Origin of the sequence: Streptomyces sp. NBC_01233 (assembly GCF_035989305.1) — a bacterium.
Classification (GTDB): Bacteria; Actinomycetota; Actinomycetes; order Streptomycetales; family Streptomycetaceae; genus Streptomyces.
Genome location: NZ_CP108514.1, coordinates 8,668,868 through 8,679,935, shown reverse-complemented (window position 1 = coordinate 8,679,935; position 11,068 = coordinate 8,668,868). Strand labels below are relative to the sequence as shown.

General features: G+C 70.1%; 8 protein-coding genes and 3 pseudogenes. 6 read left to right on the top strand and 5 right to left on the bottom strand.

Annotated elements, in window-relative coordinates; translation table 11 throughout:
• Window positions 1–19: 19 nt before the first annotated feature.
• Together OG332_RS40490 and OG332_RS40485 are read left to right on the top strand one after the other, a co-directional pair.
• Window positions 20–874 carry a galactokinase gene (locus OG332_RS40490; RefSeq protein ID WP_327418121.1) on the top strand — a complete coding sequence of 285 codons (855 nt, stop codon included), beginning with the start codon at window positions 20–22 and terminating at the stop codon, window positions 872–874.
• A gap of 38 nt (window positions 875–912) precedes the next feature.
• A complete protein-coding gene (locus OG332_RS40485) occupies window positions 913–2,187 on the top strand; it encodes an alkaline phosphatase family protein (protein WP_327418120.1) in 1,275 nt (424 codons plus the stop codon).
• A 60-nt stretch (window positions 2,188–2,247) separates the two neighbouring features.
• On the opposite strand, the pseudogene OG332_RS40480 reads toward OG332_RS40485, so the two are convergent.
• A pseudogene (locus OG332_RS40480) lies at window positions 2,248–2,499 on the bottom strand (transposase); the annotation flags it as partial.
• A gap of 110 nt (window positions 2,500–2,609) precedes the next feature.
• On the opposite strand from OG332_RS40480, the gene OG332_RS40475 reads away from it, so the two are divergent.
• On the top strand, window positions 2,610–4,316 hold the full coding sequence (locus OG332_RS40475; RefSeq protein WP_327418119.1) for an IS1182 family transposase: 1,707 nt from the start codon (window positions 2,610–2,612) through the stop codon (window positions 4,314–4,316).
• On the opposite strand, the gene OG332_RS40470 is transcribed toward OG332_RS40475, so the two are convergent.
• The 4 genes and pseudogenes from OG332_RS40470 to OG332_RS40455 all read right to left on the bottom strand — a co-directional run.
• Window positions 4,306–5,661 carry a transposase gene (locus tag OG332_RS40470; protein WP_442816288.1) on the bottom strand — a complete coding sequence of 452 codons (1,356 nt, stop codon included), beginning with the start codon at window positions 5,659–5,661 and terminating at the stop codon, window positions 4,306–4,308. The two genes, OG332_RS40475 and OG332_RS40470, sit on opposite strands and share 11 nt — an antisense overlap.
• 90 nt (window positions 5,662–5,751) lie before the next feature.
• Window positions 5,752–7,371, bottom strand: a complete 1,620-nt coding sequence (locus tag OG332_RS40465) for an IS1634 family transposase (protein ID WP_327412294.1) — start codon at window positions 7,369–7,371, stop codon at window positions 5,752–5,754.
• Between the two features lie 396 nt (window positions 7,372–7,767).
• A pseudogene (locus OG332_RS40460) lies at window positions 7,768–8,973 on the bottom strand (IS4 family transposase); the annotation flags it as partial.
• 160 nt (window positions 8,974–9,133) lie between these two features.
• Window positions 9,134–9,358: pseudogene (locus OG332_RS40455) on the bottom strand (IS5/IS1182 family transposase); the annotation flags it as partial.
• A 44-nt stretch (window positions 9,359–9,402) separates the two neighbouring features.
• Here OG332_RS40455 and OG332_RS40450 point away from each other — a divergent pair.
• The 3 genes from OG332_RS40450 to OG332_RS40440 all read left to right on the top strand — a co-directional run bounded on the left by OG332_RS40450 (window position 9,403) and on the right by OG332_RS40440 (window position 11,059).
• The gene (locus OG332_RS40450) at window positions 9,403–9,579 is read left to right on the top strand and encodes a hypothetical protein (protein WP_327419591.1); all 177 of its coding nucleotides are present in this window, start codon (window positions 9,403–9,405) and stop codon (window positions 9,577–9,579) included.
• Window positions 9,580–9,610: 31 nt separating this feature from the next.
• The gene (locus OG332_RS40445) at window positions 9,611–10,192 is read left to right on the top strand and encodes a dihydrofolate reductase family protein (RefSeq protein ID WP_327418118.1); all 582 of its coding nucleotides are present in this window, start codon (window positions 9,611–9,613) and stop codon (window positions 10,190–10,192) included.
• A gap of 222 nt (window positions 10,193–10,414) precedes the next feature.
• Complete coding sequence (locus OG332_RS40440) at window positions 10,415–11,059, top strand: hypothetical protein (protein ID WP_327418117.1); 645 nt, start codon at window positions 10,415–10,417, stop codon at window positions 11,057–11,059.
• Window positions 11,060–11,068 lie beyond the last annotated feature (9 nt).

Sequence of the window (11,068 nt, the reverse complement as noted above, 5' to 3'; positions counted from 1 at the left end):
GCGGGCCACCGCCGATCCGTTGTTCCGGCTCGTCGCCTACGCGCTGGAGGCCGCGCACGGGCGGCCCCCCGCCGCCGTGTGGAGCGCGCCGTACGCCTTCCACCTGGGCTCGCCCGGGCTGGTCGCGGCGGCCGGCTGGCCCACGGCTGCTGCCGCGGCCCCGCGCACCGACGGTCTGGTGCGGCTCAGCTCCCTCGCCCACCCCACGGACAGCTGCGATCTGCCGCTGACGCTGTCCGGGCCGCCTCCCGCCGCACCCGACTGGGCCGTGCGGCCGTACACCGTGCTGCGGGAGCTGGCCCGTGCCGGTCACGGCCGCGGCGGAACGGACCTGCACGTGCAGGGTTCGCTCACGGGGGCCGCCGGCCTGGCCACGGCGGAGCCCGCCGAGTGCGCGGTGGCGCTGGCGGTGGCCGACGTGCACGCGGCGGCGGGTGAGCGGCCGGACCGCGCGGACCTGGCCCGGCTGCTGGCCGGTGCGCTGCCGGACGGGGACGACGGGCTGCGCCGGGCGGTGCTCTTCGCCCGGCCCGGCCGGGCCCTGCTGGTGGGTCCGCAACCCCGGCGGCGACAGCGGTACGTGCCCTTCGACCCGGCGGCCTCGGGGGCCCGACTGGTGCTGGTCGCCGTCCGGGGCGAGGCCGCGGACCGGTCGCGGGAGCTGGCGCGGGCGGTGTCCTGTGCCCGGCGGGCCGGTGCGCTGAGTGCGTGGCAGCCCGGGCCGCGGCCGGGGCGGAGCGTGCTGGTGCTGCTGCCCGAGGCACGACTGACGGCGGTGCGGGCCGCGGTCGCGGAGGACTTCCGCGGCCGGGGGCGGCCCGTACCGCGCTTCCTGAACATCGCCGTGGCCGGTGCGGCGCGGCGCGAGGACTGACACCGGGTCGCTGGACCCACGACAGGGAGGAAACACCCATGCCCACCCCCTCACCCTCGCCCAGGGCCGAGATGAGACGCCGGGCCCGCTGGTCGGCGCTCGTGGCCGGGCTCGGCGCGCTCGGCCTGCTGGGCGCCTTCACCGTGGCCAACTCGCAGGCCGCGGAGGGCGGTTCGGCCGCGCCGGCGGCGGCCGCGGCCGCGCTGCCGACGTACGACCACGTGGTGGTCGTCGTGTACGAGAACAAGCAGTACGGGGAGATCATCGGCAGCGCGAACGCTCCGTACGTCAACCAGCTGGCGAACGGCGGCGCGAGCCTGACCGGCATGAAGGCGCTGACCCACCCCAGCCAGCCGAACTACTTCAACCTCTTCTCCGGCGCCACCCAGGGCATCACGGGCGACGGCTGCTACACCCCGCAGTCGATGACCGCGCCGAACCTCGGCCAGGAGCTGATCGCCGCGGGCAAGACCTTCGCGACGTACAACGAGGACCTGCCGAGCGAAGGGTCCACGGCCTGCACGAACGGCCAGTACGCGCAGAAGCACAACCCGTGGTTCGCCTTCAAGAACGTGCCGCTGAACACCGGCAAGACATGGGCGCAGTTCCCGCAGAACAACTTCGCGGCGCTGCCGAACCTCTCCTTCGTGGTCCCCAACCAGTGCAACGACATGCACTCGTGCTCCGTGAACACGGGGGACACCTGGACGAGGAACAACATCGACGCCTACGCCCAGTGGGCGAAGGCCAACAACAGTCTTCTGGTGCTCACTTGGGACGAGGACAACTACCTCGGCTCCAACCAGATCGCCACGGTCTTCCACGGCGCGAAGGTCAAGACGGGCAAGTACGCCACGGCCTTCAACCACCACCACCTGCTGCGGACCTTCGAGGACCTCTTCGGCACGGCGACGCACGCGGGCAACGCGGCCAACGTCCAGCCGATCAGAGAGGTGTTCGACACCTCGACGGAACCCACCCCGACCCCCACGCCCACCCCGACGCCCACCCCGACACCGGCCCCCACGCCGACCCCCACCCCCACTCCGGGTGATCTGAAGCTGGCCAACCCCGGCCCTCAGACCTGCAAGTTCAACCAGTCCTGCACCATCCAGCTCACCGCCACCGGCGGCAAGCCCGCCTACCGGTACGCGGCCACCGGCCTGCCCTGGGGCCTGACCGTCGACGCCGCCTCGGGACGCATCTCCGGCAAGCCGTGGGGCAGCGGCACGGTCCAGGTCACGGCGACCGCCACCGACAGCACCGGCACCACCGTCACCACCGCGTTCCCGCTCACCGTCAACTGGTTCTAGAACGCTCCTGAAAATCTTGTTCGAGGGGCCGTCCGGTGTTGGGCTGGGTGGCTCCTCGCGTTATGCGGTGGCCGGGGTGATCGTCCAGGTGCCGCCTGTGCGGGTGAGTCCGAGGTTGATCAGGCGGCGGAGGTTGAGGGCGGCGGCGCGGTTGTGGAGCCAGGTGTTGTTCTTGATGACGCCTCGGTAGGGGACGCGGCGGTTGCCTTTGGCGACGAGCCAGGCGATGGCACGCTCGACCGGTGGTCGCCATCGGCGGTACTCGGCCTGCCAGTGGGGGTCGGTGGCGGCCTGGTCGCGGGCGGCTTTGAGCAGGTCGTAGACTCTGTTGCTGAATGCCTGCGGGGGTACGGGGCGGTTCGGCATGATCGTTGGTGCGGTCGTTCTGTCTGCCCCGGCCGCAGGGGGTAGGTGCGGTGTCCATGCGACCGGGGGGATTGCCGCCTGTTCCTGAGGAGACCGCCAGGACGGCCCGCGCGGCTTTCCCTGGTGCCAGCCTGCCGATGCGTCTGCGTGACCACCTCGCCGAGGTCTTCGACGACGCCTTGTTCACCGATGCGTTTCCCGACCGTGGGGCTCCCGCCCAGTCCCCTGCTCTGCTCGCCCTGGTGACAGTGCTGCAGTTCACGGAGAACCTCACCGATCGGCAGGCCGCGGACGCCTCGCGGGACCGTCTGTCGTGGAAGTACGCGCTGGGCAAGGAGTTGTCCGATACCGGCTTCGACTTCTCCGCGCTGTCGAAGTTCCGTGCCCGGCTGGTCGGGCACGGCCTGGAACGGACGGTCTTCGACCGGCTGGTCGAGCACTGCCGCGAGGCCGGGCTGATCAAGGCCGGCGGCAAACAGCGCACCGACTCCACCCACGTGATCAGCGCGGTCCGCGACCTGAACCGCACCGAACTGGCCGGGGAGAGTGTGCGGTCCGCGCTGGAGGTCCTGGCCGTCGCAGCGCCGTCCTGGCTTGCCGGGGCGATCGACGTCGCCGAGTTCGCCGAACGCTACGGACCGCGCGTCGACAGCTGGACGATGCCGCGCTCGAAGACCAAGCGGGACCGGCTCGCCCAGGTCTTCGGCCAGGACGCGCTGACCTTGTGCCGGGCCGCCTGGGCGGACGATGCCCCGCGGTGGGTCCGCGAGATCGACGCGGTGGCCCTGATGCGGCAGGTCCTCGTGCAGACCTACAGCGTTCGCACCGATGCCCGGGGACGGGAGGTGGTCAAGAAGCGGGACGCCGACGACGAGGGCGTCCCGCCCGGCCATATCCGCCTGGCCTCCCCTTACGACCCCGACGCCCGTTGGTCGGCCAAGGGCGAAGACCTTTTCTGGATGGGATACAAGGTCCACCTCACCGAGGCCTGCGACAGTCCCACCGAAGCCGAAGCCGAAGCCGAAGCCGGTAGGGGTGTGCCGCGGCTGATCACCGATGTGCACACCACCACGGCGACGGTTCCCGACGTCAAGGCCACCGCGCCCATCCAGCGGAACCTGGCCGCCCGGCAGGTCGCACCGGGCGAGCACTACCTCGACTCCGGGTATCCCTCCGTCGACCTGGTCGTGGAAGCCGCGCGCCGGGGCATCACCATGATCACCCCGCTCCTGGCCGACCACTCACCCCAGGCCAAGGCCGCCGAGGGCTTCGACAAGAGCGCCTTCCGCATCGACTGGAAGACCCGACAGGTCCGCTGCCCCCAGGGTGCCACCAGCGCCGGCTGGTATCCGGTCACCCAGCACGGCCGCGACGCCATCGTGATCGACTTCGCCCGCGCCGACTGTCACTCCTGCCCCACCCAGGTCAACTGCACCAACTCGATCCGCGGCACCCGCATGCTCACCCTGCGCCCCCGTGAACTCCACGAACACACCACCGCGGCCCGCGCCGAGCAGAACACCGAGTCCTGGCGGACCAAGTACGCCCTCCGCGCGGGCGTCGAGGGCACCGTCAACCAGGCCCTCGACATCACCGGCATCCGCCGGGCCCGCTACCGCGGCCTGCCGAAAGCCACCCTCCAAAACGCCTTCTCCGCCACCGCCCTCAACATCGTCCGCCTCGACGCCTGGTGGACCACCGGCCCAATACACCAGCCCCGCACCAGCCGACTCGAGCGCCTCAGCTACCAACTCACCAGCTGACGAATTCAGCAACAGAGTCGTCGTACTGGGCGTGGACGCTGAAGACACGGCCGGTCTTGGAGCGGGTGCAGCGGTCCTTGAGCGGGCAGGTGGCGCACAGTTTCTTGAACTGGGCCTGGCGTGCGCCGTTGGCCAGTGGCCGGCCGAGCCGTGCGGTGTGTCCGGCGGGGCAGGTGACGTGTCCCTGTTCGGTGTCGACGGTGAACTCATCGGCGGTGAACCCGCCGGGGACCGCCGGTTTGAGCGGTGGGGGCTTCAGGACCAGGTCGTGGCCCAGGTCCTGGAGGTGTTCGCGCAGGTCGCCGGTGCCGTAGGCGGCATCGCCCAGGGCGGTGACCGGCGCGTCCTCGTCGGCGAGGAGGTCGCGGGCGACGGCTGCCTCGTGGTTGCCGGCCCCGCTGCCGGCGGTCAGCGCGACCTCGGTGAACACTCCCGCCTCGGGCTCGAAGGCCACGTGGGCGCGGAATCCTTCCTGGTGGCGGGTCCGGTTCTTGTGGATGTGACGGGCTTCGGGGTCGACCGTGGACACGGTGCGGTCGCGGACGGTGCCCCGGGCGATGCGCCAGCGCCCGTCGCGGCCGTCGGAGTCGTCGGCGGGCTCCACGTCCTGGCCCGCGACCAGGGCCAGCAGCCCGACGGCGTTCGCCGCGGCTTCCCCGAGTTCCTGCTCGGGCAGGCGGCCCAGCAGGTTCAGTGCGTCGGTGACCAGGGCGTCGATCAGGCGGGTGCGGGCCTGCTCGTCGTTCCACGCGATCTTCGGCTTGCCGGGGTCGGTGTAGTCGTGGGCGGTGCACCAGGTCGCGGCGGTCCGCTCGGCGTGGGGGACCTCGCGGATGACCCTGCGGATCGCGGCGATGAGCTGGGTGACGGTGTCCTGGGTGGCGACCGCGTCATCCAACACGGTGGAGTCCAGGGCACGGCGCTGCTTGCCTTTGAGGACGCCGGTGGCCGCGATGACCTCTCTGACCTTGTGGAACAGCCGGTTCGGGTCACTGGAGCGCTGCAGGCGGCGGCGGAAGTAGGTCAGAAGGGACGGATCGAACGCAGTGTCGTGCAAGCCGAGCCCGCAGGCGGCCTTCCACCGCAGGTCACAGCGCAGTTCCTGAACGACCTCGAAGTCGGAGAGCCCGTGCAGGCTCTGCAGCACCACCGTCACGGCCAGGACCTGCGGCGGCAGCGACGGCCGCCCGTTCGTGGACGGGTACATGTCCGCGAACATCGACCCGGGGAACAGCACCCCGCGGTGCTCGGCCAGGAACGCGAACACACCCCCGGCCGGGATCAACTCCCGGCAGGTCTCCCACACGTCCTCGCCGACGCTCTCGCCATCCCATTCCCCCTGCATACACAGCAGTCTGGCCCCGCGTCAGCACACGCGAGGCCAGAACCCAGATTTTCAGTGATCTTCTAGCTCTGTACTTCGCGGGTAGTTCGTTCAGGTCTCTGGCCAGCGGGGATGTGTGGGTTCCAGGCCGAGGAGGTCGAGGAGGTGGAGCTGGATGCCCCGGGTGATGGCGATGACGGGTGGGTCGGTGGCGCTGCCGACCCGTAGCCGCAGGTCGGACAGGTGGTAGAGGATCATCCGGCCGGTGGGCCGCACCCTCTGGTTGCCGGGGTAGAGCCCCTGCATCTTCTGGTCGCCGCCGAGGGCTCGGCGGACCTGGCGTTCGATCAGGCAGAACAGCAGCAGGGCCAGGCAGATCACTGTGATCAGTGCGGCGACGCGTTTGTTGTCCTGCACGAAGACAGGGGTGACGGCCAGGGGGCCCTTGAAGTCGCTGTATCGGCGCTCGACGGTGCCCTGGCCTTTGTGGCGGCGTAGTACTTCGCCGGGATCGGCCTGTTCGGGGGTGAGGGTGGCCAGCAGCGCGTACCAGCCGTCGACGGCGGCTTCGGCCTGGAGCACGTCCTGATCGAAGTGCCAGGACAGGGCGGGCCGTCCGGTTTCGTCGGTGGTGATCTCGGTGTGCAGGCAGCCGGAGACCCGGCGGGTGCGGGTGATCACGCCGAGGCGTGCGGCGATCTTCTCTGCGGTGCTGTAGTAGCGGCCGCCGGCAGAGTGCTGGAGCTTGTCGAGGTCTTCGCGGGCCTTGGCCAGGCGTTTCTCGCGGGCCCGCTGCTGGCCTTTGGCGTTGCCGGTGGAGTGCACCAGGATCCGGCGTACCTGGAGCGGGGGATCGCTCTTGCGGGGCCCGGTCACAAGGTGGATGTCTTCCAGGACCCGGTAGGTCTCACGCGCTGCGGCGGGGGTGTTCTCGTCGCGGGCGGGGGTGTAGTCCACGACGGTGGCCGTCTCGAGGTCGAGGGCGGCGTAGACGGCGTCGTCGACCCTGGAAGCGGGGGCCGGGGCGATGAAATCGGTCCCGGCCCCGATCAGGGCGGTGACGTTGCCGTATGAGATCAGCTTGGAGTCGGCGATCAGCAGGAACTTCTTCGGTCCGGCCATCGCGCGCAGAGCGTTCATGGTGCCGGTGATCTGGGAGATCTCCGCGGCTCCGCCGTCGATGACGCGGGACAGCAGGGGGATACCGCCGTCGCCGGTCACCGCCAGGCCGGTCTGGATCTGCTTGAGGTCGTAGCGGCGGTCCTTGGGATGGCCGTGTCTGATGCGGGGATACTCCTCGTCCTGGTCATCGGCCGGGTAGGCGCCGTAGAGCGACATGGATGTCATGTCCCAGTGGAACGTGGACACATCGATGCCGAACTCGCCGATCGCCTGGGCCCCGATGCTGTCGGTGAGCTCTCTCAGCCGCGGGGCGATGGCGTCCAGGGCCCGGCCCAGACGGTCGTCGTTGAGCAGTTCCGCCTCAATTCCGAATACTTCTTCCACCGCCCACTCCCGGGCCCAGCGGTCCACCCGCCACAGGGGTGCGGGTGCGGTCAGCCGGTTGGCCACCAGCACCTCGATGACCTGGCCGTGCGTCACATGGGCGATGTCGCGGCCCGGGCACAGCCGGTCGACGGTCCCGGCCACATCAAGCCGGCGCAGAAACTCGGCAGCGACAGGCAGAGCGCCCAGACGCTTCTCCACCACGGAGGTGACCACACATTCCATGCGCGGGCGCACCGTCCGCAGCCGTGGGGACCGGGAAGACTTCGTCACACCCGGATCAACACAGCCACCCCCGGACCGGACACGGCCAGACACCAACTCCACCTGACTCAGCCACCCGCGAAGTACGGATCTAGCCACAATACCAGTGATTTAAGGGTCCGGGGTGCCTGGGGTCTTCGGTGGGTTGGTCGGGGCCGTTTTGTGGTGTGGGGCGATGGCCACGGCTCGGGCTGGGTCGAGTGTCGGCTGTGGCCAGAGCCGGTGTGCGGTGCGCTTGACGCCGAAGTTGGACATCTTGCGTTTGACGACGCGGGCGTTCGACCGCTGTCGTCGCGGTGGCAGGAGGTGACGGGCTATCTCTCGTATCCCGTCGGTGAGGGCTGTGGCCAGGCGGTCAGGGGAAAAGGCCGCCTGCGCGGTGACCTGGCGTCGGGCGAGGCGGAGGGTGCGGGTGAAGGAAAGCCGGTCGGTATCGGTGTCGGTGTCCCGGGCGGCGGTGTGCATGAGCTGGCGGATCGCGTGATGGACGAGGAGGTGGGCCCAGACCTCCTGTTCGACGCCGTCGGGCGATCGGGAGCGCAGGACCTGGGCGGGGCCGCGTTGGTGGGTCTTCAGCTCGTCCAGTGTGGTCTCGATCTCCCATCGCTCGTTGTAGAGGGCCGCCAACTCCGCCGCGGGTGCGGCTTCGTGGTCGAGGATGGTGGTGATCAGCCGGTACGGGGCGTCGTGCTGCGGGCGTCCGGGGTCGTCCAGGGTGTACTCGATGACCCGCACCACGGTGGGATCGGTGCGTTTGCGGTGGTCCTTGGCCGCCACGATGTCGGAGAGGTAGGACCCGTCGGGGAGCTCGCGCCGCACGGGCAGGACGGCGTTGGACTTGATGCGCCAGAGCAGGTCCGCACCGCCGGCCGATGCCGCTCGCCACTGCTCCAGCCCGGCGAAGCCCCGGTCGGCCATCAGCAGGTCATCCGGTCCAAGGGCGTCGAACAGCTCCCGCGCGATCACGGACTCCGCGGTGGTGAACGGCCCCAGAGCCGCGCGGGTGATGGCGTGCGTGCCGCACTCCGCCAGCGCCACCACCCGCACCTGCGGGAACGCGGTCCGCTCGCCCCGGTGGGTGGCGGGACGACCGAACCGGGCGTCGTTCTCCTCACTGTCCGGCACGTCGAACGTGGTCCCGTCGACCGCCATCAGACGCCAACACCCGTACCACGCACCGGGAGTGGACTCGGTCGCCACAGGCCCGGCGGACTGCTCGAAGAGAGCCTTGAGCGGCTCGGGCCCGAGCCTGGCCCGGGCCCGGGAAACCGCACCGGGCGTAGGCACCTGCCACGAACCCGACCAGTGCTTGGCCCAGGCCAGACCCTGAGTGAGCAGCCGTGCGACCTCTTCGTAGCCCTGACCGGAGAACAAGCACATCGCCAGCACGAAGTAGACGACCACCCGTGGAGGCAGCAGCCGGTTGCGCTGCCCGGCCTTCCCGGATTCCTCCACGACCCGGTCCACCAGCTCCGGCGGGAACGTCCGCGTCAGCAGTCCGATCGCGATCCGATCCGACAACCGCTCGTCCGTCTCCGGCTTGACCTGTCCAGGGCGTGGCATCCAGACACCTCCTGGCCAACACCCTACCAGCCGAGATCCTTAAGTCACTGGTATTGGATCTAGCCACCCGCTTCCTGGCCCTGCCCAGCCGGGGAGGGCGGGGCCAGGGACGGCGATCCCGCGACGGCACGCTCAGGCCGCCCGGGTCCTGTCTCTTGGGTCAGTGCCGGGTCCGGATGAGCATGCCGACGACGTGGAGTGCCGCCTGGTAGGCGATGGCGGGTTCGTCGGTTCGTGTGGCCAGGCCGCGCCGCTGCTTGAGGCGGTTGATGCAGCGTTGGACGGTGTTCCGCTGCTTGTGAGCCTCGCGGTCGAAACCGGGCGGCCGGCCGCCGTGACGGCCTCGCCCTTGGCGGTGGCCGATCCGGTCGGACGGCTGCGGGATACCTGGAGGGTGCGCCGCCGTACGCCCGGCTGACGCTGCCGCCGATGCCGTCGGCGCTGCTCATCGTCAACCTCGGGGCGCCGTTCCGCATCCGCGCCGGCACCGACATCGAGACGGCCGAGTACGCCGACGGCTGCGTGGTCACCACGCCCACGCGCTGGACGGCTGGCCGCTGCCGGCCAATTGATTTCTTACAAGAGCGACAGCTCACGACACGCTAATTTGGGGCACCCCAAAGCAGAGGAGAGCCCCGTGGGCACGGTGGTCATGTACAGCTCGGTGTCGGTGGACGGCTTCGTCGCGGACGAGAATGACCAGCCCGGACCACTGTTCGACTGGTTGTCCAGCGGTGACGTCCCGTTGGACGAGAGCGGCGAGCTGAACGTGTCGCAGACGTCATACGACTACACCCGGCCGTACTGGGACCAGATCGGAGTCACGATCGTCGGCCGCCACGTCTTCGACCTGACGGACGGCTGGGACGGGAAGCCTCCGGGCGGGATCGACCACGTGGTCGTCGTGTCACACCGGCCGATGCCCGAGGGCTGGGACCCCGAGGCGCCGTTTCACTTCGTCGACGGCGTCGAGGCAGCCGTGGCCAAGGCGCAGGAGCTTGCGGGTGACCGCATGGTCGAGGTCGCCGCTGGCGACGTCGGTGGCCAGGTGCTTGCCGCGGGCCTGATCGACGAGGTGCGCATGGACGTCGTACCCGTCGTGTTCGGGTCCGGCAAGCGCTTCTTCGGGTCGGTCCACGCGCAGCACCTGTTGGAGGATCCTGACGTGGTGATTCAGGGCAACCGGGTGCTTCACCTGCGCTATCGGGTGCGCCGTTGACACTGACTCGTGGCCGAGCGTCCGGTTGGCCGATCTTGCGGACCGAAGCGTGCGAGGAGGTCGGACCCGTGCGACCTGGCCGCATCCCGGGCCCCGCACAGGGCCGGACATGCCGTCGGCTCGGAGAGCAGGGGGAGGGCGCTTGCCCGAAGTGCAGGCCAGGCCCCCTGCGGCCGCCGCAGGACCGCCGAGCGTGGGCTGGCGGCCGACTAGGGTTCAGGCATGCACAGGAAGAGGATCATCGCGGCGATAGGGGGCCTGGGCCTGTTCCTCACGGCCTGCGGGGCCGGTGCGAAGGACGACACCGCGCAGGACTACTCCTTCCCGGAACTGCCCCAGGCCGTCGCCGATCCGGTCCGGCAGCCGTCCGACCTGCCGATCCCGTGGGCGCAGCCCGGGGCCGTCTTCCACGAGGTCGTTGCCGCCGGCTTGCGCGGGAAGACCCTCGACATGGCCAACACCGACGGGGAGACCACCGGCCGGTGCCCTGCCGACCTCGTGTTGAAGGACGGCGCCAAGGCCGTGTGCGTGAGCACGTTCGAGGGCCTGGAGGTCGAGTGGGACGTCATCGTGGGCGCAGCGTCGGACGCATACGGAAGGCCGGTGCAGTGGAGCGCCGAACCCCGCAAGGGCATCCTCACTCGTGACGGTGCCGCCAACCAGGTCTACAACGACTACGGCGGGCCCGACCTCGTGCGCTGCAGCAACATCCCGAAGGCCGTGCTGGTCCCCATGCTCGGCACATCCGGCCACAGCTGCCAGACGGTGGTGGACGGGAAGGCCGGGAAGCCCATGCCGATCGAAGTCGGCCTGGTCCACCCGACGTTCCAGTGCAGGCACCGGACCCTCGAAGCCTGCGTGGGGTGAACTGGCTTA

Excerpts from the sequence above, each read along its gene's own strand:
- OG332_RS40485 (WP_327418120.1), top strand. The coding sequence starts at position 913 with ATGCCCACCCCCTCACCCTCGCCCAGGGCCGAGATGAGACGCCGGGCC.
- OG332_RS40475 (WP_327418119.1), top strand. The coding sequence starts at position 2,610 with ATGCGACCGGGGGGATTGCCGCCTGTTCCTGAGGAGACCGCCAGGACG.
- OG332_RS40470 (WP_442816288.1), bottom strand. The coding sequence starts at position 5,661 with ATGCAGGGGGAATGGGATGGCGAGAGCGTCGGCGAGGACGTGTGGGAG.
- OG332_RS40465 (WP_327412294.1), bottom strand. The coding sequence starts at position 7,371 with ATGGAATGTGTGGTCACCTCCGTGGTGGAGAAGCGTCTGGGCGCTCTG.
- OG332_RS40450 (WP_327419591.1), top strand. The coding sequence starts at position 9,403 with ATGCCGTCGGCGCTGCTCATCGTCAACCTCGGGGCGCCGTTCCGCATC.
- OG332_RS40440 (WP_327418117.1), top strand. The coding sequence starts at position 10,415 with ATGCACAGGAAGAGGATCATCGCGGCGATAGGGGGCCTGGGCCTGTTC.